The organism is Corynebacterium sp. ACRPJ, from assembly GCF_022347345.1.
In the GTDB taxonomy this organism is placed as follows: Bacteria; Actinomycetota; Actinomycetes; order Mycobacteriales; family Mycobacteriaceae; genus Corynebacterium; species Corynebacterium tuberculostearicum_D.
Genome location: NZ_JAKRNC010000015.1, coordinates 25,867 through 48,903 on the forward strand (window position 1 = coordinate 25,867; position 23,037 = coordinate 48,903).

At 61.1% G+C, this 23,037-nt stretch carries 28 protein-coding genes, 3 tRNA genes and 1 pseudogene; 16 read left to right on the forward strand and 16 right to left on the reverse strand.

The genetic code is table 11. The features are described 5' to 3' along the window. Positions 1–105 precede the first annotated feature (105 nt). From MHY08_RS09910 to MHY08_RS09920, 3 genes are all read right to left on the reverse strand, one after another. Entirely contained in the window at positions 106–864 is a 759-nt protein-coding gene (locus tag MHY08_RS09910; protein ID WP_239193984.1) for a decaprenylphospho-beta-D-erythro-pentofuranosid-2-ulose 2-reductase, read from the reverse strand. A gap of 37 nt (positions 865–901) precedes the next feature. After that, positions 902–2,317 carry an FAD-binding oxidoreductase gene (locus tag MHY08_RS09915; RefSeq protein WP_239236512.1) on the reverse strand — a complete coding sequence of 472 codons (1,416 nt, stop codon included), beginning with the start codon at positions 2,315–2,317 and terminating at the stop codon, positions 902–904. 126 nt (positions 2,318–2,443) lie between these two features. Continuing rightward, positions 2,444–2,719: a hypothetical protein gene (locus MHY08_RS09920; RefSeq protein ID WP_239236513.1), complete on the reverse strand. Its 276-nt coding sequence runs from the start codon at positions 2,717–2,719 to the stop codon at positions 2,444–2,446. 34 nt (positions 2,720–2,753) lie between these two features. On the opposite strand from MHY08_RS09920, the gene MHY08_RS09925 reads away from it, so the two are divergent. Genes MHY08_RS09925 through MHY08_RS09940 form a run of 4 tightly spaced genes read left to right on the forward strand, consistent with a single transcriptional unit; the run spans position 2,754 to position 4,885 of the window. Further along, positions 2,754–3,218, forward strand: a complete 465-nt coding sequence (locus tag MHY08_RS09925) for a hypothetical protein (RefSeq protein ID WP_239236514.1) — start codon at positions 2,754–2,756, stop codon at positions 3,216–3,218. A gap of 9 nt (positions 3,219–3,227) precedes the next feature. After that, positions 3,228–4,136 (forward strand): plasmid pRiA4b ORF-3 family protein, encoded by a 909-nt coding sequence (locus MHY08_RS09930; RefSeq protein ID WP_239236515.1) that lies wholly within the window; start codon positions 3,228–3,230, stop codon positions 4,134–4,136. An 11-nt stretch (positions 4,137–4,147) separates the two neighbouring features. Next, positions 4,148–4,588: a GtrA family protein gene (locus MHY08_RS09935; RefSeq protein WP_239236517.1), complete on the forward strand. Its 441-nt coding sequence runs from the start codon at positions 4,148–4,150 to the stop codon at positions 4,586–4,588. Further along, the gene (locus tag MHY08_RS09940; RefSeq protein ID WP_239236519.1) at positions 4,589–4,885 is read left to right on the forward strand and encodes a GtrA family protein; all 297 of its coding nucleotides are present in this window, start codon (positions 4,589–4,591) and stop codon (positions 4,883–4,885) included. Here the strand turns inward: MHY08_RS09940 and MHY08_RS09945 are convergent. The 3 genes from MHY08_RS09945 to MHY08_RS09955 all read right to left on the reverse strand — a co-directional run bounded on the left by MHY08_RS09945 (position 4,882) and on the right by MHY08_RS09955 (position 7,581). After that, the gene (locus MHY08_RS09945) at positions 4,882–5,805 is read right to left on the reverse strand and encodes a glycosyltransferase (RefSeq protein WP_239236521.1); all 924 of its coding nucleotides are present in this window, start codon (positions 5,803–5,805) and stop codon (positions 4,882–4,884) included. The genes MHY08_RS09940 and MHY08_RS09945 overlap by 4 nt on opposite strands. Before the next feature lie 74 nt (positions 5,806–5,879). Then, positions 5,880–6,683, reverse strand: coding sequence for an ABC transporter ATP-binding protein (locus tag MHY08_RS09950; protein WP_204610510.1), 804 nt, complete (start codon positions 6,681–6,683; stop codon positions 5,880–5,882). A gap of 46 nt (positions 6,684–6,729) precedes the next feature. Continuing rightward, positions 6,730–7,581 carry an ABC transporter permease gene (locus MHY08_RS09955; RefSeq protein ID WP_050780310.1) on the reverse strand — a complete coding sequence of 284 codons (852 nt, stop codon included), beginning with the start codon at positions 7,579–7,581 and terminating at the stop codon, positions 6,730–6,732. Positions 7,582–7,794: 213 nt separating this feature from the next. Between MHY08_RS09955 and MHY08_RS09960 the strand changes: the two genes are divergently transcribed. After that, positions 7,795–9,051: an aminotransferase class V-fold PLP-dependent enzyme gene (locus MHY08_RS09960; protein ID WP_204610509.1), complete on the forward strand. Its 1,257-nt coding sequence runs from the start codon at positions 7,795–7,797 to the stop codon at positions 9,049–9,051. Here MHY08_RS09960 and MHY08_RS09965 read toward each other — a convergent pair. Next, positions 9,048–10,004 (reverse strand): NAD(P)H-quinone oxidoreductase, encoded by a 957-nt coding sequence (locus tag MHY08_RS09965; protein ID WP_239229378.1) that lies wholly within the window; start codon positions 10,002–10,004, stop codon positions 9,048–9,050. The two genes, MHY08_RS09960 and MHY08_RS09965, sit on opposite strands and share 4 nt — an antisense overlap. Before the next feature lie 177 nt (positions 10,005–10,181). On the opposite strand from MHY08_RS09965, the gene MHY08_RS09970 reads away from it, so the two are divergent. Together MHY08_RS09970 and MHY08_RS09975 are read left to right on the forward strand one after the other, a co-directional pair. Further along, positions 10,182–10,265: transfer RNA gene (locus MHY08_RS09970), tRNA-Ser, on the forward strand. A 227-nt stretch (positions 10,266–10,492) separates the two neighbouring features. Further along, positions 10,493–10,753 carry a hypothetical protein gene (locus MHY08_RS09975; RefSeq protein ID WP_204610507.1) on the forward strand — a complete coding sequence of 87 codons (261 nt, stop codon included), beginning with the start codon at positions 10,493–10,495 and terminating at the stop codon, positions 10,751–10,753. A gap of 27 nt (positions 10,754–10,780) precedes the next feature. On the opposite strand, the gene MHY08_RS09980 is transcribed toward MHY08_RS09975, so the two are convergent. Genes MHY08_RS09980 through MHY08_RS09995 form a run of 4 tightly spaced genes read right to left on the reverse strand, consistent with a single transcriptional unit; the run spans position 10,781 to position 13,839 of the window. Next, positions 10,781–11,779 (reverse strand): ThiF family adenylyltransferase, encoded by a 999-nt coding sequence (locus MHY08_RS09980; RefSeq protein ID WP_239236524.1) that lies wholly within the window; start codon positions 11,777–11,779, stop codon positions 10,781–10,783. Then, complete coding sequence (locus MHY08_RS09985; protein WP_239236526.1) at positions 11,776–12,237, reverse strand: molybdenum cofactor biosynthesis protein MoaE; 462 nt, start codon at positions 12,235–12,237, stop codon at positions 11,776–11,778. The genes MHY08_RS09980 and MHY08_RS09985 overlap by 4 nt, the downstream gene beginning before the upstream one ends. Next, positions 12,227–12,706, reverse strand: coding sequence for a MogA/MoaB family molybdenum cofactor biosynthesis protein (locus MHY08_RS09990; RefSeq protein WP_204610502.1), 480 nt, complete (start codon positions 12,704–12,706; stop codon positions 12,227–12,229). Before MHY08_RS09990 ends, MHY08_RS09985 begins: the two co-directional genes overlap by 11 nt. Beyond that, complete coding sequence (locus tag MHY08_RS09995; RefSeq protein ID WP_239236528.1) at positions 12,703–13,839, reverse strand: molybdopterin molybdotransferase MoeA; 1,137 nt, start codon at positions 13,837–13,839, stop codon at positions 12,703–12,705. The genes MHY08_RS09990 and MHY08_RS09995 overlap by 4 nt, the downstream gene beginning before the upstream one ends. 59 nt (positions 13,840–13,898) lie before the next feature. Here MHY08_RS09995 and MHY08_RS10000 point away from each other — a divergent pair, with 59 nt between their 5' ends. Continuing rightward, positions 13,899–14,159: a MoaD/ThiS family protein gene (locus tag MHY08_RS10000; protein ID WP_239194003.1), complete on the forward strand. Its 261-nt coding sequence runs from the start codon at positions 13,899–13,901 to the stop codon at positions 14,157–14,159. Here MHY08_RS10000 and MHY08_RS10005 read toward each other — a convergent pair. After that, entirely contained in the window at positions 14,156–14,548 is a 393-nt protein-coding gene (locus tag MHY08_RS10005; RefSeq protein ID WP_204610500.1) for a phage holin family protein, read from the reverse strand. The two genes, MHY08_RS10000 and MHY08_RS10005, sit on opposite strands and share 4 nt — an antisense overlap. Continuing rightward, a complete protein-coding gene (gene hisC / locus MHY08_RS10010; protein WP_239236529.1) occupies positions 14,549–15,601 on the reverse strand; it encodes a histidinol-phosphate transaminase in 1,053 nt (350 codons plus the stop codon). It lies immediately after the preceding gene. 108 nt (positions 15,602–15,709) lie between these two features. Between hisC and MHY08_RS10015 the strand changes: the two genes are divergently transcribed. Next, a tRNA-Ser gene (locus tag MHY08_RS10015) sits at positions 15,710–15,798 on the forward strand. Positions 15,799–15,881: 83 nt separating this feature from the next. On the opposite strand, the gene MHY08_RS10020 is transcribed toward MHY08_RS10015, so the two are convergent. Together MHY08_RS10020 and MHY08_RS10025 are read right to left on the reverse strand one after the other, a co-directional pair. Then, entirely contained in the window at positions 15,882–16,085 is a 204-nt protein-coding gene (locus MHY08_RS10020; protein WP_239194009.1) for a hemolysin III family channel protein, read from the reverse strand. A gap of 104 nt (positions 16,086–16,189) precedes the next feature. Next, positions 16,190–16,573: an NUDIX domain-containing protein gene (locus MHY08_RS10025; protein WP_204610497.1), complete on the reverse strand. Its 384-nt coding sequence runs from the start codon at positions 16,571–16,573 to the stop codon at positions 16,190–16,192. A 120-nt stretch (positions 16,574–16,693) separates the two neighbouring features. Between MHY08_RS10025 and MHY08_RS10030 the strand changes: the two genes are divergently transcribed. From MHY08_RS10030 to MHY08_RS10055, 6 genes are all read left to right on the forward strand, one after another. Further along, on the forward strand, positions 16,694–17,056 hold the full coding sequence (locus MHY08_RS10030; protein ID WP_204610495.1) for a YidH family protein: 363 nt from the start codon (positions 16,694–16,696) through the stop codon (positions 17,054–17,056). Beyond that, entirely contained in the window at positions 17,049–17,357 is a 309-nt protein-coding gene (locus MHY08_RS10035; protein ID WP_204610493.1) for a DUF202 domain-containing protein, read from the forward strand. Before MHY08_RS10030 ends, MHY08_RS10035 begins: the two co-directional genes overlap by 8 nt. Before the next feature lie 44 nt (positions 17,358–17,401). Beyond that, entirely contained in the window at positions 17,402–18,175 is a 774-nt protein-coding gene (locus MHY08_RS10040; protein ID WP_239236530.1) for an LppP/LprE family lipoprotein, read from the forward strand. A gap of 91 nt (positions 18,176–18,266) precedes the next feature. Continuing rightward, complete coding sequence (gene mgtE, locus MHY08_RS10045; RefSeq protein ID WP_239236531.1) at positions 18,267–19,631, forward strand: magnesium transporter; 1,365 nt, start codon at positions 18,267–18,269, stop codon at positions 19,629–19,631. Between the two features lie 260 nt (positions 19,632–19,891). Next, positions 19,892–21,466, forward strand: a complete 1,575-nt coding sequence (locus tag MHY08_RS10050) for a DASS family sodium-coupled anion symporter (RefSeq protein WP_204610487.1) — start codon at positions 19,892–19,894, stop codon at positions 21,464–21,466. Between the two features lie 327 nt (positions 21,467–21,793). Then, positions 21,794–21,866: transfer RNA gene (locus MHY08_RS10055), tRNA-Arg, on the forward strand. Between the two features lie 157 nt (positions 21,867–22,023). On the opposite strand, the gene MHY08_RS10060 is transcribed toward MHY08_RS10055, so the two are convergent. Then, the gene (locus tag MHY08_RS10060) at positions 22,024–22,569 is read right to left on the reverse strand and encodes a hypothetical protein (protein ID WP_239236532.1); all 546 of its coding nucleotides are present in this window, start codon (positions 22,567–22,569) and stop codon (positions 22,024–22,026) included. Between the two features lie 248 nt (positions 22,570–22,817). On the opposite strand from MHY08_RS10060, the pseudogene MHY08_RS10065 reads away from it, so the two are divergent. After that, positions 22,818–23,037, forward strand: a pseudogene (locus MHY08_RS10065) (IS256 family transposase); the annotation flags it as partial.

The window sequence follows — 23,037 nt, forward strand, 5'->3', positions numbered from 1 at the left end:
CCGCCCCCGTCACCTCCCTCGCTGCGGGTGTGCGGCGAAGCGAAAGAGCGGGGGCGGGGCGGAGGCGAGCCGGCCGGCTAGCGCCAGCGCGGAAAGCTGCGGCGTTTAGAACGGCAGCTTGCGGAAGACGGCCTGCGGGATGAACTTGAATGCCAAAGAAACGTACTCAAATAGTGGGTGTACGAAGATGGACTGCTTGCCATCGAGCACGGCCTTGACGGTGGCCTCGGCAACGTCGGAGACGTTGACGGTCAGTGGGGCGTCGCCAGCCTCGGCGGACATCTTGGTGCGCACCTGGCCCGGGCGCACAACCAGCACGTTGGCGCCGGTGCCGCGCAGGGCCTCGCCCAAGTTGATGTAAAAGCCGTCCACGCCGGCCTTGGAGGCGCCGTAGACAAAGTTGGAACGGCGCACGCGCATGCCTGCCACGGAGGACATAGCGATGATGGTGCCGTGGCCCTGGTGCTTGAACTTCTCGCCCAAGAGCACGCCTACGGACACCGGTGCGGTGTAGTTGGTCTGTGCGGAGGCAACGGCCTTGTCGTGGTTTTGCCACAGCTCTTCCTGGTCACCCAGGGTGCCGAAGGCAACGATGGCCACGTCGACGTCGCCGCGGGCCCAGGCCTTATTAATAACGTCCGGGTGGGAGTCGAAGTCGGTGGCATCGAAGTCCAGGACCTCTACGTCAGCGCCGCGGGATTCTAGGTCAGCCTTGGCTTGGGCGATGCGCGGGGACTCCGGCCGGGCGGCCAGGGTGACCTTGGCCGGTCCGCGCTGCAGGAACTCGGAGACGACGCCGAGGCCGATCTCAGAGGTGCCGCCCAGAAGCAGGATGTGTTGTGCTTGGCCTACTGCATTAAGCATGGTCAGTAAATCTCCTTAAAGGTGTTATTTCCAGTGATTAGTGCAGCTCGAGGCGGCGGGACATATCGGAGGCAAAGACGCCGGTCGGGTCGATCTCGTTGCGGGTCTTCAGCCAGCCTTCCATGCCCGGGTACATCTTGTGGAAGTTCTCCGCGGAGGTGCGGGATTCCTTGGCCAGGTAGAGGCGGCCGCCGAATTCCATCACGCGGCGGTCCAGGTCATCCAGGAACTTGCCCAGGCCCGGACGGATGGGGAAGTCCACGCAGACGTTCCAGCCCGGCATCGGGTAGGACAGCGGTGCGCGGTTGCCTTCACCGAAGAGCTTGAACACGTTGAGGGCGGAGTAGTGGCCGGAGCGCTGCATATCGCGGATGATCTCCTTGAACGGCTCCACAGCCTCGGTCGGTACCACGAACTGGTACTGCAGGAAGCCCTTGGAACCGTAGCCGCGGTTCCACTCGCCGATGAGATCCAGCGGCTGGTAGAACTGCGTCAGGTTCTTGACCTGGTTCTTCGCCGGTGCACCCATGGTGTAGTACGCCAAGCCCACGGCGGAGAGGGAGAGCTTATTCATGGTCCAGGACGGGAAGATATCCGGCACCGTCATCAGCTGCGGCGCATTGAACTTCAGCGGGTCCTTGGCCAGCTTCGGGGCGAGCTCTTCCAGCTGTGCCAGGGTGGCCAGCGAGCCGCGGGAAATGGTGGAGCGACCCAGCTTTGGTTCTGGTGAGATGACATCGAACCAGGCGGAAGAATAGGTGTAGTTGTGCTCGGAGCCATCGGAGTGGAAGGCGATGGTCTCATCCAAGTTATCGGTGCGGTCCGTATCCGCGATGAAGTAGGCGGTTTCCGTCTTGGTCATGCGGATGGTGGCGCGCAAGATGATGCCGGTCAGGCCCATGCCGCCAACGGTGGCCCAGAAGAGGTCGCCGCTCGGGTCATCCTCGGAGCCCTCCGGGGTCAGGTGCAGCACGCGGCCATCGGCCACGAGCAACTCCATGGAGACCACGTGGTCACCAAAGGAACCGGCGGAGTGGTGGTTCTTGCCGTGAATATCCGGGCCGATTGCGCCACCGATGGTGACCTGGCGGGTACCCGGCAGAACCGGAACCCACAGGCCATACGGCAGGGCGGCCTTCATCAGCTGGTCCAAGGTGACGCCGCCATCGACGTCCACCAGAGCGGACTCCGGGTCGATGGAGTGGATATTATTGAGTTTTTGCATGTCGATGACCAGGCCGCCGCCATTTTGGGCGGGGTCACCGTAGGAGCGGCCCATACCGCGGGCGATGACGCCACGGCGCAGATGGGCGGGCTTATCCGAGTTATCTTCTGCAACCTGGGCCACGGCCTTCTTGATGACGTCCACGTCTTCGGTGGCGAGCACGTGGGCGGTCGTCGGGGCGGTGCGGCCCCAGCCGTGCAGGGACTTTTCAGTAGTATGTAATTCCATCTCTTACTCTTTGCTCGACGGATGTATGTCGCTTCTCTAGCCTACCTAGCTCACATGAGGGCAGGCGGAGTGACGCGAGTGATATTCGGAACAAAACGGACGCTTGTACTGCCCGAATGTGCCCGTTTACAGATCCATGAGCGCGCGGATCTCTTCCGGCAGTTCCTCTTGGGATGCAATAATCGGGCCGTCGTACTCCCGCAAAAGTTCATAGACGCGAGCCCGTGAGGAGGAATCCAGCATGGGCAACTCCTCTGCCATAAGCCGCGTCATGAAAGGACTCAACGGCACCTCGGTATGCTCCGTGGCCTCGAAGTGGCCGTTGCGCTTATCGTCCTCTGCGCGCACATCCTGTGCCGCCTGCTGCGCCGGCGTCATATGCTCTGTCTTTTCCGAGTACATGCGCATTAGCTTACCGCCGCTTAAAGTAGTCGCTATGACCAACAACCGTGAGATGCACGATCAGCGCCAAGACAACTACGCCCTCGATGACACCCTGGCTGGCCGCATCACCCAGGCTGCCGCCGTGGGCATTGCGACCTCCTATCCGGATTGGATCACGTCCAAGGGCGGTTTGATCACCGCGTATACCTTGTCTTTCTTTGGCTTTGGCGCCTTGGTGGCCTATACCAACGCGCACGCCGAGCAGGATGGCGATGAGCCGCGCTCGCCGCAGGATGGTTCCGATCAGGGCCTCAAGCCGTGGGCTAATTTTGCCGCAGTGGTGCTCCTGCTCATCCTGGGCGGGTGGATGAACGTTGCCCTTTCCCGCCGCATGGTGAAGTTCCTGCGCAAGCGCGGTGCCAAGCGGCCGTGGACCCTCTTGGGTGCCATTGGTGCGGCGCTGACATTCCTCATTAGTGAGCTAGAAGCACGGGATATTGCAAAACTAGCTTCCTAAAACTTGCGTATGGTGGGGCTCATGAATGCAGGGGTCACCGATATCGCACAGGCGCGGGCCAAACGCGCCGATGGCGTGGTATCCCTCAAACGCGAGCCCCTCACCATCATCTGCCAAGCCGCGAATATTCGCGCCGATGGCGAGGTGCACCGCCAGATAGGTTTTAGCGATGCCCTGACCTTCACCGAGCTGCACCGCGTACTGCGCATCTGCTTTGGCCTGCCGGAGGAGGAATCCCCCTGGCACTTTTATGAACACACCGAGGCCCGTGGCCCGCGCATCGATCCGGAGCGCCAGGCTTCCGAGTTCCTGTGGCGCGAGGGCGATCAAATCGACTTCGCCTGGGGACTGTGGGACTTCGAGCTGGTAGTAGCTGAGATTTATCCCCGCGATAATGGCACCCCAGAGGCATTGTGCGTGGGCGGCTCCGGATCGCTCTTTCAGCCCTTTGACCTGACCAGAGTCAACCGCGAATTGACCGGGCAGGAAGTTACCGATGAGGTCTTTTCTGCGGTATCGTCCCCCGTGCGCGATTTAATTGAGCGCACCAAACTCTATGACTTCGTCCCGCTGCTGCAAGCGATGGACCTAGGTAGGGAAACCGACCTCACACCGCATACCGCCCGCGTGCTCGCCAGCCTGCCGCGCGAGGTGACCCATGAAGGCAAGGACGCCTTTTGGTCCATGGCGCTTGCCCTTTCCTGTATGGGCGGCGCGGAGCTGACCGATTCCGTCGTGGAGACCACCATGGATGCGCTCGGCTGGGTCAATGACGATGGCACGGCGCTCTCCGGCGCCGACGTGCGGGAACTGTGTGCGGCGTCGTTGCAGCAATTGGCCGGGATAGGCGCCTATGGCGCCGAATCCGCCGCCCCGGTGGATCGGTTGGACATGTACCGAGCGCTCTTGCGCGGGTAGGCTACTCACTCGTGACTAATTCCACTGACGACGCCATAGAAGTAAAGCCCTCGTCCACCTCGCTGCACACCCAGCTGGTGCGTTTTATTTCCGTGGGCGTATTTACCGCCGCCATTGACTATGGTCTCACGCTGCTATTGACCTATCTGGGGCTGCACCGTTCCGCCGCCAAGGCCATCGGTTGGGTCTTTGGCACCATCGCCGCCTACCTAGCCAATGCGCGGTGGACCTTTGGGGCCAAGGTATCTGGCCGCACGGCCGCGACCGTGGGCATCTTGTACGCCTCGACCTTTGCGGTCCAAAACTTCCTGTACTGGGTGCTCAATGAGCCGCTTATGGCCCTCGGCTTTGAGGGGGCGGTGAAAGACACCATCGCCTTCGTCATCGCCCAAGGCGTGGCCACGGTGACCAACTTTGCCATTCAAAGGGCCTTTATTTTTAAGGAAAAATAGATGGCAGCAGCCTCCCCACGGACGTGGCGCGGCGCGGCCCAGCGGGCTTCGCGCTCGACCAGCCTGCGCGCGCAAAGCGCCAAGTTCGCGGTGACGGGGGCACTTGCCGCGCTTATCGACGTCTCCTTAACCTGGCTCCTGCAGATCGGCGTCGGCCTGCTGAGCGCCGATCCCGCGCGGGCGGTGGCCTTTGCCATCTCGCAGGGCACCGCCACCGTGGTGAACTTTACGGTGCAACGCTGGATTATTTTTAGGAAGGCGGGAGTCAGGGTCGTCGCCAAGCAGGATCCGTCCTAGCCCTGGTGCGGCCGGCGGAAATCTTCTTGGCGCCCGCGGTTGTGGAGCTTGAGCCATTCGATAAAGCCGGCCGGGTCGTGGCGCTGGACCAAGAAGAACCAGCCAAAGCGGGCAAATTCCTGGGGCAGTAGCTTGCGCATGCCGCGCTGCCATAGCAGGTAGCCGCGATTGCGGTAGGTGAAAAAGCGCTTGAACTCACCTTCTGGGTACTGGGTATGCATCTTGCCGCCCAGGATGGGCTTGAACTCATCCGATCCGTCCGGGTGCAGATAGCTGGTGGTCAGCGCCGTGCCGAAGGAGAGACCGGAATTAACCAGTCGACGGTGGTATTCCACCTCATCGCCGCGGATAAACAGCCGGTAGTCCGGCACGCCAATGATCTCCATGGCCGCGGCGGAAATCAGCGCACCGTTAAAAAGTGAGGCGATGCCGGGCAGGAAATCGCCCTCCAGCTCGTCCATCCGGCGGCGCCATACCAGCCCCTGGCGCAGGGGGAAGGCGAGGCGGCCGGGATCGGCAATATTGCATACCGCCGGGGAGACCTCATGCAGGTGGTTGGCCTCGGCCACCCGATATAGCTCCGCTAGTACCGCGTGATCGGCAGGGCGGCCGTCATCATCGGCACACCACACGGCATCGGCGCCCAAAGACAGCGCGGTGAGAAAACCCAACGCAAAGCCACCGGCGCCGCCCAGGTTGGTTTCCGAAGGCACGTAGACGCCCCGGTCACCCGCCATGGATTCGACGAGTTCGCGCACCGCATCTTCCGCGCCATTATCCACCACGACTACCCACTGCACGGGGTGGGTTTGGTGGACTACCTGTTCAAGCGAGGCCCGCAGTAGCTCGGCGCGCTGATGGGTAACAATGACGGCGGCGGTGGAACCGGTGGAAGTCAGGGTGGCAGTCATGGGTTCCATCTTGCCACCGGGCTGGGGCGGGCTAGCGCAGAAACACTCCGCGCAGCGGAAGCAAGATGCGAAAAAGAGTGCTGCTAGCTGTCGTTCGTATCCTCATTTTCAAAACGCTCGCGCAGGTCGCGCACGTACTCGCCCACCTCAGGGCCTTCGTATTCACCGACAACGTCAGAAACTTCGCCCACCGAGCGGATCTCGCCATGGTCGATCCACAGCGCGGTATTGCACAGCTGCGCCAAGAAGTCATTGGAGTGGGAGGCAAAGACCAGGATGCCGGAGCGCTTCACCAGCTCTTGCAGGCGCACACGGGCCTTGGCCATGAAAGCGGCGTCGACGGCGCCGATGCCCTCATCCAACAGCAAGATTTCCGGCTCAATGGATGTCACCACGCCGAGCGCCAAGCGCACGCGCATACCGGTGGAATAGGTGCGCAGCGGCATGGAGAGATAATCGCCGAGTTCAGAAAACTCCGCAATCTCATCCATCTTTTTCTTCATCTGCTTGATGGACTGGCCCAAAAAGAGGCCACGGATAATGATGTTGTCGTAGCCAGAGACCTCTGGGTCCATGCCTACGCCCAAATCAAAGACGGGGGCCACGCGGCCGCGCACATCGGCAGAACCACGGGTTGGTTCATAAATGCCAGACAAAAGGCGCAGCAAGGTGGACTTGCCGGCGCCGTTATGGCCCACCAAACCCACGCGGTCGCCCTCGCGCAGGTGCAGGTTAATATCCTTTAGCGCCTCCACCACGACGGTGTTCTGCGCATTTTTGCCAATGGCGCCGCCGGCGGAAGAAAGCATGGCCTTCTTGAGCGAGCGAGATTTGGCATCAAAGATAGGAAAGTCCACGCACGCGTTATACGTATCAATCGAGACCATCAGTCTGTATCCTTTCGAGGAATCTCAGGAAGTGCAGGGCGTGGGCTTAAACCCAGTAGCTGACGCGAAAGCGCCACTTGCGCATGACCAAGCCGGCGATGAGCAGGCCGAGAACCGTGCAGCCGATGACGATCCACCAGTGGTAGGCGGCCACCGGCTCACCGATCATGGGCGCACGGACGATTTCCAGGTAGTGGTAGAGCGGGTTGATTTCCGCGATGCGGGCGCGGCCGGCCACCGCACCGCCCTGGTCCTTCAAGGTATTAGTCATCCACACAATCGGGGTGACGTAGAACAGCAGCTGGGTCAGTGCTTCTAGCAGCGGAGCGACGTCACGGAAGCGGGTAGCAATGATGCCAAAGAACATCGTGACCCACACGCCGTTGACCAACAACAAGGCCAAGCCAGGGAGGAAGAGGAAGAACTCCCATCCCAAGTTGCGCGGGAAGATAAGGATAAGCAGCAACCAGATGATGAGGTTATGGCCCAAAAACAGCGTCTGGCGCCACACCAAGCGGTAAACGTGCACCGAAAGCGGGGCGGGGAGCTGTTTAATTAAGCCCTCGTTGTCAATGAAGACCGTGGAGCCTTCTTTGATGCAGCCCGAAATGAAGGTCCACATAATAAGGCCCACGGTGACGTGGGGGAGGAACTCCGCGACGGGAATCTGGAAGAGCATGGAATACAACAGGCCCAAGGCAAGGGCCATCACGCCGGTGGCGATGGTGATCCAAAACGGGCCCAGGACAGAGCGGCGGTAGCGCTGCTTAATATCTTGAATGCCCAGTTTGAACCACAGCTCGCGCTGCTGTGCACCCTGCGCCAGGTCCGCGAAGGCGGCCTTGAGGGTCTCGGACTGGGACGCTGGGGTGGCCTCGCCGTCTGGCTGGGAGGTCATGCGGGCGATATCAGCGCGCAGTTGATTGTTATCTTGCACGCTCAACACCCTAGCGCGCGGGCTGGGCAAACGGGAACTACACGCCGCCAGCCTGCGAAAACAACGGTATCCAGCGAAAATTCAGATTTGGGAAACTTGGGCCAAACGCGTATACAGTAGGGAACCGACCGCCACTGTGTGGCGATGCCTAGCGCGATAAAGAAGGGGACCGTAATGCCAGCAGGAGCTTCGGCACACTACGACGTATTCAGTGTGCGCGGTTTATACACCGGGCTATCTGATGGTTGGACCTACCTCAACGCGCACGCGGTCCCCCAAATCTCTGAGCGCGTCGCCTCCGGCGTGGCGCGCTCCTTCCGGATGTCCACCGCAGTGGCCACCCAGGAGGGCCCAGGCGGCGCCCACTCTGCCACTCCCGCGCCGGGCCGTTTGGAAGGCGATGGTAATTACACCGCCGCACGCATGGCTGTAGCGGATCTGACCGGGTCCAAGGCGGACCGCGTGGTGCTTGGCCCGTCCTTGCCCGTGTTGTACCAGTCCTTGGCGCACGCGGCCCGCCCGCTGTTGGGCAGCAACTCTTCGGTGGTGCTCTCCAAGCTGGATCCACCGTCTTTGTACTCGGCATTTTCTGAGGTCAAGGCAGAAACCCGCTGGGCCCAGCCAGACTTGGGCACGGGTGAGCTGCCAGGTTTCCAATTTGCCGAGCTTGTCGATGGCTCCACGCGCCTCGTTGCCTTCTCCGCCGCGCACGAGCTTTTGGGCACGGTATCCCCGGCCGCCGAGATCATTGACACCGTCCATGAGCGCTCCCGCGCCTGGACGCTTCTCGACGTCTCCGCGATCGCTCCCTACCGCCCCATCAACTTTGATGATCTCGGCGCCGATATCTTGGGCCTCGACCTGGGGCTGCTGGGCGGACCGCAGCTAGCGGCGCTTGTCTTCCGCGATACCCGCATGTTCCGCCGCCTCGACGCCCTCGATCCGGTGCATACCGGCAAGGGTTCTCGCAAGCTGGAAACACCCATTTCCTCTGGCTTGGCCGGCGGTGTCGGACCGCTCGTGGACCATCTTGCCGCCCTCGCCGGTGGGGAGAGCGGCTCGCGCCGCAAGCGTCTGCGCACCTCCATGGATGCGCTCAGCGTCTACTTGGAGGATCTGCGCGCTGACCTCTATTCCTTCTTGAGCACCCTGCCCGCCGTGCATATCCTCGGCGTGACCGGGGAGGCGGCCGCGGGCGCCTCCGACGATCGCCTGCCGCGCCTCACCTTCGCGGTAAAGGGTGTTCCGGCCGAGACGGTTTACAAGCGCCTCTTTGATAACGGACTTGTTACCACGCTTGCCCCGCAGACCCCGTTGCTTACGGAGATGGGCGTGGAAGAAATTGGCGGCGCCGTTACTGTTGCGCTCGGCCCCTTCAACACCTATCACGACGTTGAGCATCTCATCCGCGTCGTAGCCTCGCTGGCTTAAACGGTAAGAACCAAGGTGCCGGTTACCTCGCCGCTGTCTAGGGCGGTGTGGGCCTGGGCGGCGTCGGCAAGCGGGTAAGTAGCATGCAGCGCGTGCTTTACGCGGCCGTCTTCCAACATGGGCCACACATTTTCTACCGTGCCCGCCACAATCTGTGCCTTGTCTTCTAAGTCGCGGGCGCGCAGCGTCGTGCCCTGGATGGTCAGGCGCTTGGGCAGCATAGCGCCCAAGTTGATTTCCGCCTTGGTACCGCCTTGCATGCCAATGATGATGAGCTTGCCGTCCTTAGCCAGGCACTTCATATTCTTTTCCAGATATTTCGCACCGATGATGTCCAAAATGACATCGCAGCTTCCCTTCAACTCTTCTACGAAGTCGTGCTCCTTATAGTTGATGAGAATATCGGCGCCCAGCTCGCGGCAACGCTCCAACTTCTCCTGCGAGCCAGCCGTAACCGCCACCTCTGCGCCGAGCGCCTTGGCTACCTGAATGGCAAAAGTGCCAATGCCGCCGCCTCCGCCATGGATGAGGACGCGCTGGCCCTCGTGAAGGCCCGCCTCAATGCCCAGGTTGGACCACACGGTGCATCCGACCTCAACCACCGCTGCAGTTTCCTCAACGCTCAACCCCTTGGGCACGGGAAGCAGCTGGCCCTGCGGAACCGCAACGTATTCGGCGTAGCCGCCTCCTGCTAGCAGGCAGCCCACTTCAGCGCCCACCTCCCAATCGGTATCACCAGCATCCGCGATGGTGCCTGCGGCTTCTAAGCCTAAGATTTCGGACGCTCCCGGTGGTGGCGGGTAGGCGCCCATCGTTTGCAAGATATCGCCGCGATTAACGCCGGCAGCGTGTACCTTGACGAGTACTTCACCTGGTTGCAGCTGCGGGACAGCGACTTCGCGGAGCTCTAAGGACCGACGATCCTGCGGGTCGGTCTGAACGATGGCCTTCATGTGTGTTTTAGTCATGGGCCCAATCTAACGAACCTTGTGTGTCCTGTGCCACGAAATTCGGAGTATCCTACGGTGACATTCAGTGCTGCAGGTGGCTTTTTGGGAAACCGGGCTATCTATTTAGTACACTGACCAAGTTGCTTCGTAGGCACGATGAGCGTTTTCGAAGAACAACATGGAGACGTGGCAGAGCGGCCGAATGCACCGGTCTTGAAAACCGGCGAGGTAATACCTCCGCGGGTTCAAATCCCGCCGTCTCCGCAGCTGCCTAAGCTTCCTTTCTAAATTAAAGGAGCATAGAAGCTTATAGCTTCTGAGTGAGAGAGTGCAGTATTAAGGCACCCTACCGATCCGGTAGGGTGCCTACTCACGTTTTGGGACGGATGCGCCGAGAGGCAGTGAAAATTAAGTCCACGGCCAGTCAGCGTTTACATTGAGCTCCTACCTTGAGGTACGGACTTTCAAACACCGTTAACGTCGAGGCGACTATGACAAGTTGCATTTCCTACTTGGCAGAGGACCAGATACCGGCATCGTATGACTGGCTATGGAGCGGGCTAGGAGCCGTCATCGTTATTGGGCTGTTGGTCTTTTGGTTGGCCTCTCTCATTTCCATCATCCGTTCGGGATATAGCGTTGGCGTCAAGGTATTGCTGGTGATGGCGGCATTTGCCTACCCATTCCTCGGGCCACTTGTATGGTTCCTTTTTGCGCGAAATAAGGAGCATAAGACCAAAATCGACCGTTAGGCTGCGGTCTTGCCAAGGGGCATTCGGTTACTGCTGCTCGAGCCAGGAATTGATGCCGCCGCGCAAGGAGACGACGTGGGGGAAGCCGCGTTTGCGGAGGACATCGACGGCTTGGGCGGAGCGGATGCCGCTGGCGCAGTAGATAACGGCCGCAGCATCTGGTTCGATGTCGGGATCTTCGCCGGCGAGGATGCGGTCGAGCTCAAAGTGAGTGGAATTGGGGATGGCGGATTGGGCACGCTCGGGGGAGGTGCGGACGTCGATAAGCGGGGCGTGCGGGGGAACCTCGCGGACCTCGGGGGCGTCGGCAGGCTGGGTTGGTTGTGCGCCGGTGGGCTGGAGGGGAATGTATTCCCAGGTACCCGATAGGGCGTCGAAGTAGCCGAGCGTGCCGATGAGTGGGGTGCCCACGCCGGTGATGAGTTTGAGGGCTTCGAGCGCCATCGCTGAGCCGACAACGCCGACCACTGGGCCTAGGACTCCGGCCTGCGAGCAGGAAGGAACCTCGCCGGGTGCGGGAGCTGTAGGAAAGACATCCTCGTAGACGGGGCCGTGGCCGGACCAGAAAACGCTGAGTTGGGCATCGAAGCCCAGGATGGAGGCCCATACGTGCGGGATGCCGAGCTCGTGGGCAGCCCAGGAGCTGAGGTAGCGCGCGTCGAAGTTATCGGTGCCGTCGAGGATCAGATCGCAGCCGCGCAATTCTTTCAGCGCCGTCGCTGATTCGAGGCGGCCGTAGCAGGTGATATTCACCTCCGGATTAAGCGCGTGAACGGCGGCCGCGGCGGACTCCGTCTTCGGTGCGCCGATGGCGGCGGTGGTGTGGATGACTTGGCGGTGCAGGTTGGAGGGGGAGACCACGTCGTCGTCGAAAAGCGAAATGCGGCCCACACCCGCTCCGGCGAGGTAGAGCAGGGCCGGGGAGCCCAGGCCGCCGGCACCGATGACCGCTACGTGGGCGCCGCTGAGCTTGCGCTGACCGTCCTCGCCCCAGAGCGCTTCCTGGCGGGCATAGCGGATGCTCATTCCAGGCCCACCCAATTGGTGGAGCCATCGCCGTGGCTTTGCTCCTTCCAGATGGGGACCTCTGCCTTGACGCGATCGGCGCATTCCTCGGCGGCACGGAATGCATCGCCGCGGTGCGCGGCGGCAGCTACTACGGCAAAGGCGAGGTCGCCGACCTTGAGATCCCCCGTGCGGTGGGCGGCCCACAGGCGCACAGGGGGGTTGGCTGCGACGGAATCGGTGACGTCTTGCAGCTTCTCTGGCGCGGATGGGTGGGCGCTATAGGAAAGCAGGGTGACATTCGGCCGGCCGCCATCGTGATCGCGCACAACCCCTTCAAACGTGACTACAGCACCCATGGCGGCCGTGGCGGCCTCTTCTTTGGCAGCGGCAAGGAGGGATTCAAGGGGTTGATCACTCAGCAGCGTGCCAATGGTGCGGCCGGTTTGCTCGGCCACATAGGAGGGATCAGTGCTCATGTTTTCCTTCTAACATATCGACGATCGGAACGATCAATTCTTCCAAAACCGCGCAGCCGTCTTTTACCCCGCCGGTAGAACCGGGAAGAGTCATGGCAAAGGTGGAGTCATTGACGCCGGCGATGGCGCGGGAGGCCACCGCGGTGGGCACGCTTTCCAATCCCTTCTGCCAGAAGGCGACCGCGATGCCAGGAAGCTCGCGGGTGATGTGTGGTGCTACGGCCTCTACCGTCTGGTCATCGTGTGTCAGCCCAGTGCCGCCAGAAGTCAAGATGACCGCGGGCTTTTCCGCAAAGGCGGCGGCAACGGCGGCGGCAATATCGGCATCGGGGACGATGCGCGCGTCGGGGCAGTCAAAGCCCTTGCGACGCAAGAAGTCCACCGCGATGGGGCCGGAGCGGTCGTCGTAGATGCCCGCGGCGGCGCGGGTAGAGGCGACGATGACGATGGCGGTGCGCTGTGGACTCATAGTGGGTAAACCTCAACTTCTTGGCCTTCTTCCAAGCGTTGACCGGCAGGAATGCGGATGAGATGGGTGGCGTCTGCCGCTTGGGCGAGCAGGTGGGAGCTGGCACCACCGAGGATATGGGCGCGGGAATCGACGCGCCCGCGGCGAAATTGGTCCTTGTGCGGGAGGCCCTCGACGCCCGCGGCAAGGGGGACGAGGAAAGGCCGCGGAGCCCAACCGAGCGCAGGGGCGACGAAGAGGCGGAAACTTACCAAGGTGGAAATGGGGTTTCCGGGCAGGCTGATTACCGGCGTGCCGTCGAATGCGGCGATGCCCTGCGGGCCACCGGGTTGCTGGTCCACATGGCCGAACCAGCCATCGAGTACCTGGCGGACTACTTCAAATTTCCCGGCGGAGATTCCGCCTGAGGTAATGATGGCATCCGGGTGGTGTTGCGCGATGGCCTCCGTGAAAGCGCGCTCTAGGGCCTGTGGGTCATCGTCGGTAGTGATATAGCCGGCGACGTCGATGCCGGCGCGTTGGGCCATTGCCGTCAAGAGTGGCGCATTGGCATCCGGAATGGCGGCGCTGCCATGGCCGATTTCCGCGCCGCCGGTGCAGATGAGGATGCGGGCGGGGCGGTAGACCTCTACCTCGGCGATTCCTTGGGAGGCGAGGGCGGCCAAGCGCACCGGCGTGAGCTTATCGCCGCGGGCGGCGAGGAGGGCGCTTTCTTCCAGGTCCGAGCCGGTGCGGCGGATGAATTGGCCAGGCGTGGTCACTGGCACGGTGATGCGGCCGCCCGGGGAGAGGAATTCTTGTGGTTCGCAGCGCTCGATGGGCACGATGGCTGCAGTTCCTTCCGGTACCTTGGCGCCGGTCATGATGGGGCAGGCGCTGGAAAGCGGACTGTCGAGTACCTGGGCGGGCTCAGTGCCGGCCGCGATGGTGGGGCCCACCGGGTAGGTCCCAGCCGCACACTGCGGGAGGGCGTAGCCATCCATCTGGGAGTTATCAAAGCGAGGGGAGGGGAAGCCGGCGTGGATATCCGCAGCCAGAACCATATCCTGCGCCTGGGTGAGGGGCACGGTGGTCGCCTGGCGTGCGGGCAGGGCCGCGGCGACCTCGCGCGCGTGAGTCTCGGGTGTGCGCATGGCGGCTAGTTTACCCGCGGTCTCGACATGGCATGGGCGTGCGGGGCATAGTAGAGGGCATGTTGACCGTTCACTATTTCGCCGCCGCCCGCGCCGCTGCGGGCGTGGCTTCTGAGCAGGTAGAAGCCCCCGCCACCTTGGGTGATCTGGTGGCACAGCTGGGCAGGGAACATACCGGCACCACCGAGGCCGGCATGAGCCTGAAAGAGGTCTTGGGGCGCTGTAGCTTTCTTATCGACGGCGCCGGGAACACCGCCATGGATTCCCCACTGGCTGGCGTCACCCGGGTGGACGTCCTGCCGCCGTTTGCGGGCGGCTAATCGCGCTGCCGCAGCGGGCTAGTAAAGAAGTTGATGACGCTGCTGACGATGGACAGCACGATGGCGCCGATGATCGCGGCGCCCCAGGAGTCGATGACGAGGTGGCCGATTCCCAGGTCCAGGGAATTGAGCGCCCACTCCACGATGATGAGCGCGGCACCGTTGATGACGAGGGAGAAAAGCCCGAGCGTCAGGCAGGTCAGCGGCGCGCCGAGGACGCGCAGCACCGGCATGACCACGGCATTAATAATGATGAAGACGATGGCGATGGCGATGAAATTGCCGGTCTCTGCCGGGGTGATGGTGATGCCGGGAATCACGGCAACTACCGCCCACAGCGCCACCGCGATGGCAAAGACGTTCAGGGCAAAGTTAATGAGTGAGCGCATTTAGCCTCCTATGGTTGCGTTCCACGCCTGCAGTAGGGTGTCGGTTTCTTCCTCGGTGGTCACGGTAATGCGTATGCCTTCGCTAAACGCGCGCACGAGCACGCCGCGATCGGCCAGGCGGGCGGCCACCTCCTGCGGGGTACCAAGGCGGGCCAGATTCGCGGCCGGCAGCCAGACATGGTTTGCCTCGGAATGCGGCACTCCCCAGTCCTGCAAGGCTTCTTCTAGGCGCTCGCGCTGGCCGACGGCCTCATCGGTGCGCTCCCGCAGCGAATCCTGCGCCGCCAATGCCGCGCGCGCACCAACCTGCGCCACGGTGCTAGCGGAGAAGGGGATGGCCACCTTATTGAGGGCCTCAATAATATTTTCCGGGCCAAAGGCATAACCGATGCGCACCCCGGCCAGGCCATAAGCCTTTGAGAAGGTGCGCAGGCACACCAGGTTGGGATAGGTGCCCACCAGCTCCGTACCCAACGGAATGTTGGTGGCACGGTTGTATTCGATATAGGCCTCGTCGAGGGCAACGAGGACGTCGGCAGGCACGGCATCCATGAAGGCGGCGAACTCCTCCTTGGTCACCGTGGTGCCGGACGGGTTATTGGGATTGCACACGAAGATAAGCCGGGTCTTGTCCGTAATCTTGTCCGCCATGGCCGGCAGATCCACGCGCTGGTCTGCACCTAGCGGAACCGGGATGGGGTGGGCGCCGACTACCTGGGCGAAGATGGGGTAGGCCTCGAAGGAGCGCCATGGGAAGAGAATTTCATCGCCCGGAGTGGCGGCAATTTCTACCAACTGTTGGCACAGCGCGGACGATCCGGTGCCCACCGCAACCTGTCCATAATCCACGCCCAGGTGCGCGGCGAGGTCCTCGCGCAGCGCGGTGGCCGCAATATCCGGGTAACGGTTGGCCTTCGTCACGGCCTCCGCCATGGCCGCGGCCGCCTCCGGCAGCGGCGAGTGCGCCGCCTCGTTAGAGGAGAGCTTGAGCGCGTCATCATTGCGCGCACCGGCGACGTAAGCGGGGATGGCTTTCAGGTCTGGGCGAATCATGGATACCACTTTAGGGCCTGCGTCTTTGCTGCGGGCGTGAAAGCAGGGGGCTAGTTTGGCAGCGGCGGGGCAGGCAGGTATTCTCAAACGAGGTTCCTTGCGAACCGTGGAGATGTGCCAGAGCGGCCGAATGGGGCTCCCTGCTAAGGAGTTGACCCTTCTGGGGTCCGGAGGTTCGAATCCTCTCATCTCCGCCATCTAATCCCGAGCGTGCGAGCTCGGGATTTTCTCATTTCAGGTGGCGGCGCAAAGCTCTGGTTAAGGGTTAAGAATTCTGCTATTAGCGCTGGTACGCGGCGCAGCGGCGGAAGAGCACGAGCATGCCGGTGCCGAAGATAAAGCTTCCGGTAAATGCCGCAGCACGCAAAGAAGTGACCTCGTGGAAGAGGGCGGGCACCAAGAGAATGGCGATAACAGAGCTAATAACTCCGAGGACGAGGATACAAATCGTTGTGATAGGCCCAGGTGTGGATGGTTGCGGCATGGCGGGGTGTCCTTTCATCAATAAGTCCTGATGAAAATAACTTTAAGTTAACCTCCTAGGAGGTGCAATAGGAAGCGAGAAAGCGCCTTAGAGCCGGTCGGGGGTTAGGGACGCAAGGCGGGAAAGACCTCGTCGCGCAAGAGGTGGGCGAGCTCGCGGTCCGGGTTGGTGGGGTCGACCCACGCGATTTCGGCAATTTCTGCGGCAGCGCGGGCAAGGACGGGGCGCGGATAAGTAAAGATGCGTCCGCGCACGGTCTCGCCGGGTTCGTTGGCGGCCGGGGCATCGAAGGTCCCGAGTGGGGATAGCTCAGGGAGGCGGACATCAACGCCGATTTCCTCTGCGACCTCGCGGGCCGCGGCCTGTACTGGGGTTTCGCCGACCTCTAGCTTGCCGCCGGGCAGCTGGAACTTGGTGGAAGACTCCTTGCGCACGGTGAGGACATGGCCAAAGGAATTACGGAAAACTACGGCGGCAACTTCAATCATGTGCCCGACTATAACTCGCGGCAGCGGATTAATTCAGAAAGCCTGGTACCCACTCGCGCCCACACACAGACCGTCGGGCTTATCACGACGCGGATGGCAAATGAATATAAAGTGGTACCCATGAGTGACTCGAGGTTTCCCCGCTCGGTGTTCGCGGTTGGCACCGACCCTGATCCGCGTTTCACGCTTGCTAATGAACGCACGTTCTTGGCATGGATCCGCACCTCCCTGGCTTTGATTGCTGGTGGCGTGGCGCTGGAGGCCTTTGACGTTCCCCTGCCGGCTGAATTGCGCTCTGCAGTGTCGGTATTTATGCTGGTCGTCGCCATTATTCTGCCGCTCGTGGCATGGGTGCATTGGAAGCAGTCCGAACGCGCGATGCGCGAGGAACGCCCGTTGCCCTTTAGCTTTGCCATCCCGGTGCTCGTCGTGGCGATCATGGTGGTAGCGGGCGCGCTTGTAGTGGGCGAGTTCCTTGGCTAGCCCACTTTTTGATCCCGGCCTGCAGCCCGAACGCACCCGCCTATCGTGGCAGCGCACCCTTCTGGCGTTGTCCTTGGTGGTGCTGGGGGTAATGCGGGCGGTAAGCGTGCACGTCTTCTTGCCACTGGTCTTCCTGGCCGCCGGCGTTGTGGCGTTGGCCTTGGCGGTGTGGCAGCGTGCCGCGCTTGTCGACGCCGCCTTGTCCACCCACCGCTCCCTCCCCCACGCCATCATCCTTGTGAGCACCGCGGGGCTCGTGTCCCTGCTGGCTGCCTTCGCGCTGTGGGGGCTCTTCTTCTAGGTTTTCACCCGGCCTGGGAAGCCGCGGCGCTGTATATTATGCCTATGCCTAAATCCCTATCTCTCCCTCTTGCCGTCCTCGCGGTGACCGCCGTCGCCGCCTTGAGCGGCTGTTCCAATTCCCCTGACTCCACCGAGGCCGCGGATAAGCCGAATTTCACCGGCACTGCCCCGAGCTCCTCTGCGGCGGCCGCTTCCGATACAGAGGCCGAGTCTCAGTCCTCGGCCACGGACTCCCCGGCAGAAGAAACCACCACCGAAGCCGCAGCGGATAAAGATGAAAACGATGCAGACATGGACGCCGAGGGCGGCGGGAAAAATAAGATCATCCCGGTAGAGGCCCTCGATTCCCTGTGGGTACCGGCGTTGTGCGATAACCAAGCTGGCAACCTAGAAGGCGGCTTTTTGCCGGAAAACCTGAAGGCCGGCTACCCCCATGCGATGGCTGGCCTGAAACGGAATCAGGACGATACGCCAAAGGGCGCCTACGCGGATATCAACGGTGATGGCAGGGACGAAGCCGTTATTACCTACGTCTGTAATAAGGGCGGTACGGGATGGCCGGATAACTTGCTGATCTATGACAACGACCTGAATTACCTCACCAAGGTGGATGATTGGGAACGCGAGGGAATGCCACCCGCGCGTGGGCATATCCAGCAGCTGCAGTGGACCAAAGATACGGTCACCGTTACCTGGCGTGCCTATGCTGACGATGACCCGGCCTGCTGCGCTACTCAAGAATTCACCGGAAACCTCACGCTGGACGGGGATACGCCGCACCTTGCGGTAACCGGTCACCGGCAGGTTGCCGGCTAGCGCCATTCCCTGCAGCATGGCGTAGTCTAAATGGGCTGTAAATAATACTCAGGGAGCTAAATCCCAGAGGCAAGAAAGGCAGGGTAGGGCGATGGCGGAGACCACCAATCAGGCTAGCGATATCGTCGAAGCGTGGCTGAAACAAGAAGACGCCATCGATCCACAAAAGGCCCCGCGCCTGCAAGAACTTTTGGATAGGGTGCCGCTGCAGGATCTCATCGCCGTCGTCGAGCGGCAAAATGCCATCCGTGCGGCGCTGGCCCTGCGCCTGCTGCCGCGCCAAAAATCGATCGCCGTCTTTGATGCCCTCGATGCCAAGCACCAGGCGGATATCATCGATGAGCTGGGCAATTCCGATGTCTATGAGTTCTTTGATGAGCTCGACCCAGAAGACCGCGTGGCCTTGTTGGACGAGCTTCCCGCGGAAATCGCGGACCGCCTGCTGCGCTCGCTGACTCAATCCAAGCGCGACGTCACGGGCGTGGTGTTGGGCTATGTCAAGGGCTCGGTGGGGCGCCGAATGTCGCCCGAGGTGCCTGGAATCCACCCGAACATGAGCGTTAGGGACGCGCTGTTTAAGCTGCGGGAAACAGCAAATGAGCTGGAAACCATCTACACCGTGCCCATTACCCGCGAGGATAGGCGTCTGGTGGGAGTGGTCAGCCTGCGCGAAATCTTCACCGCTGATGCCACGCTGACCATGGCCGATATTATGCACGACCCCATCTTTGCCCGTGCTAGTGCTGACGCGGAAGAAACCGCGCGTTGGTTCCTCCCATTGGACATTCTTGCACTGCCTATCGTGGATGATTCTCACCGCTTAGTTGGTCTGCTGACGTGGGACGATGCTACGGACATCGTGGAAGAAGAAGATAGTGAGGACTCCGCTCGTGCTGGCGGCACCGAGGCACTTCAGCAACCGTACCTATCGACTCCGCTGCTCAAGTTGGTGCGCTCGCGCATCGTATGGCTGCTCGTGCTGGCCGTCTCTGCGCTGCTGACGGTGCAGGTGCTGGATTCCTTTGAAGACACACTGGCCAAAGCTGTGGTTCTCTCGCTCTTTATTCCGCTGCTGACCGGTACCGGTGGAAATACCGGCAACCAGGCGGCTACCACGGTGACGCGTGCCTTGGCGCTGGGCGACGTCCGCACGCGCGACCTTCTCGCCGTCATGTGGCGCGAGCTGCGCGTCGGCATGCTGCTCGGCGCCGTGCTAGGACTAGCCGGCCTGGCGCTGGCCACCCTGGTCTATGGCCTAAGCATCGGCCTCGTCATCGGCTCGACGCTGTTTTTGATCTGTTCCATTTCCGCGACCGTCGGCGGGCTTATGCCCATCGTGGCTAAGACCATCGGCGCCGATCCGGCGGTCTTTTCCAACCCCTTCATTTCTACCTTCTGCGACGCCACGGGCCTGATTATCTACTTCCTGATTGCCAAGACCGTGCTGGGCATCTAGCACACCTCCCTGCGGTTCGGGGGTGGGGAAGTGGTGGGGACATTTCCGGTTTCAGGCAGGTGCGATGTGTGCTCTATGGGGGTGCGGGGGTGCTTGCGTGTGGCGGGATATGGTTTCTGCGTCACATGTTTTGTATGGTCAGTGCATGCTTCGCAGTGAACTGGATAACTTTCGGTCTGCTGCCTCGGCCTAGCTAATAAACTGGGAAATACGGAGCATAACCCACAGCACAATCCCCTCTAAGTGAAGGAGCGCGCGGTATGACCACCCCGCATACTCACGAATCTACCGCCCACACCGAAGGTGACGAGGCCCCCGGAGCGCCGCGCAGCGAGTGGCGCCGCCAGTTCATCGGCCTCTTCATTGGCTTGGGCTTGGCCGTACTGGTCTTCTTTATCTTCCCCTCGAATGCGATCGAGACCGTACAGGGCTCCGCGGGTGCAGATCCGGAAGCCGAGTACACGCTCAGTGCCATCCGCACCGTCGCCGCAGTAACCATCTTGATGGGTGTGTGGTGGATGACGGAGGCCATTCCGCTCGCCGCCACCGCGCTGCTGCCGCTGGTCATCTTCCCGCTCGCCGGGGTGGGCACGATTAAGGAAGTAGGCGCCCCATACGCGTCCGCGACCATTTTCTTGTTCATGGGTGGCTTCCTGATTGCGCTTGCCCTGCAGCGCTGGAACCTGCACCGCCGCCTAGCGCTATACGTGGTGAAAATCATCGGCACCTCGCCCAAGCGCCTGATCTTGGGATTCATGCTGGCTACCGGCTTTTTGTCCATGTGGGTATCTAATACCGCCACGGCAGTGGTGATGCTGCCGATCGGTACCTCGGTGCTCGCGCTGACCGCGGAAACCGTAGGTGGTTGGGATAAGCAAAAGAAGTTTGCCACGGCACTGATGCTCGGTATCGCGTATTCCGCCTCCATCGGTTCGCTGGGTACGCTCATCGGCACCCCGCCGAATGCCTTCCTCAATGCATATATGGCCGATACCTGGGGCGTGACCCTCGGCTTCGGCCGGTGGATGGCGGTCGGTGTGCCGCTCGCCGTGATCTTCTTGCTGATTGCCTGGGCCCTGCTTATCACCATTTTCAAGCCGGAGATGAAGGATATTCCAGGCGGGCGCGAGCTCATTAACGACGAAATTAAGGCACTCGGCCCCTGGACCCGCCCTCAGATCATGACCGGCATCATCTTTGTCCTCGCCGCCGCAGCCTGGGTTACCCTGCCTTTGGTCCTCAAGAAATTTGAGAATTATGACGATGCCATCGTGGGTATCGCCGCCGGCACCTTGCTCTTTATCCTGCCCGCGGATAACCAGCGCCGCATCCGTTTGCTGGACTGGAAGACGGCCAATGAAATGCCGTGGGACGTCCTCCTGCTCTTCGGCGGCGGCCTGTCGCTGTCCTCGGTCTTTAATTCCTCCGGCCTGTCCCTGTGGATTGGTGAGATGGCCAAGGGGCTAAGCGTCCTGCCGGTTGTCCTCATCGTCTCTGCCGTGGCTGCGCTGGTGCTCTTCCTGACGGAGATCACCTCCAATACCGCGACGGCGGCTACGTTTATCCCGATTATGGGTGGTGTTGCCGTGGGCGTGGGGCTTACTGCCGATGGCGATATCAACGTCCTTCTCCTCACCATCCCGGTGGCCCTCGCGGCAACCTGCGCATTCATGCTTCCTGTCGCTACCCCGCCGAACGCCATTGCCTATGGTTCTGGCTACGTCAAGATTGGCGAGATGATCAAGGGTGGCCTTGGCCTCAATATCATCGGCATCTTCCTCATCACGCTGACGGTGTACTTGCTGGCAGTGCCAATCTTCGGCCTGTCCATCTAGTTCCAGAGCGGAGTCCGTAGCCATTTCCTAAAGAACGCTGGCGTCAATAGGAAGTGGCTACATCCGTATCTGCGTTGTCTGAATTTTAGGAAGTGGGAAAACCATGCTCCTGAACCACCAGCTTGCCAGTCGGGAGGGTGCAAGCTTGCCGTCATCGTCAACGACTTCTCTGAGGCCAATAATCGACGCCGCTCTCCTTGCCCCCTAACCGCCCTCATTTCAGCCAGGTAAACACCGGGTGAACAGGCGATTTGTTAGTTTTCCGGACCGTGGGTATAGTAAATTCTCGTTGCACAGCAGAGCACACGCACTGCTTACCAACGGTCTGCGCCCGTAGCTCAACGGATAGAGCATCTGACTACGGATCAGAAGGTTGGGGGTTCGAATCCCTCCGGGCGCACAAAATCAGCCGCCTTCGGGCGGCTTTTCTTGTATCTTAGCCCGCCTGGCGGGGGTTAAACGACAAGATGTGTTGTTTTCCGGCGTGTCGGGCCTAAACGACAGGATGTGTTGTTTTGCGGCGTGTCGGGCTAAACGACATTTTGTGTTGGTGGGGTTTAGCGCATGCGGCCTTTGCGTATTCCCATAGAGTGGTTGTAGGCAGTGTCGATGGCACTGTCGTAGGTTGCTGGTCGGCCGTCTTCGTGGCCGCTGGTGGCTTGTTTTTCCTGGTTGGCTAGGGTTTGTGCTTTGGCGAGTGCGTCCTGGCCCCAGTTTTGCTGCCTGGCGATCTCTACAGGGTCGTCAGGCAGTTGCGTGTGGAGGTATAGCCACCAGTCGCAGGCGATGCGTTGTTGTTCGTCGCGCAGTCCTCGGTGGGTGTGCAGGAGTTGCTTAATTTGTGAGTTCACCCCGCCTTCTAGCTTGTTGGTCGTGCGTTCCAACCGTTGGCCTTCTTTAGCTTCGGCGAGGTAGGCAAAGAGGTGTCCTTGTTGGCTCATCTTCTTTAGCTGCAGGTAAATCCCGCGATGGGTGTAGTGGGTGTACCACCATTTTTTGTTCCGGCGCTTGGCTTTTGGAATCTGGTCGAAGGGGACGTCTTTGACGTAGGTACGGGCTTTGAGCTGAGTGCTAAATACGGTGCCGAACTTTTGTAGTTTCACTATCCATTCGGCTGCCTTATCTAGGTTGTCAACGGCGAGTAGTTCAAAGGAAAGCCGTCGTAGTGCTTTGCCCATCGGCGAGGTGGGGTGAAGGCCGGTGGCACGTTGGATATTGCGCTTGACGTGGACAATGCAGCGTTGAACCGGGGTATCAGGCCACAGGCTGCGTAGTGCTTTAAGCCCTCCGGAATGAGAGTGTCTGATGGTTTGTGTGTGGGTACCTAGCCCGCATAAGGAGATGGACCAGAATGACTACTGTGGCGAGACGAGATCCGGCCGATAAGGCCAAGATTGATGCGATTGAGAAGAAGCTTCTTGCTAACCCTGAAATCGCGAAACTGATTGATGACCTAGGCACGTCCACAACGGATGCCAATGACCTGGTTCGCGGCATGCTGCAAGCCTCGATTACTAGGGGTTTGAATGCCGAGATGGATGCCCACCTCGGCTACGAGTCTGGTGATAGGA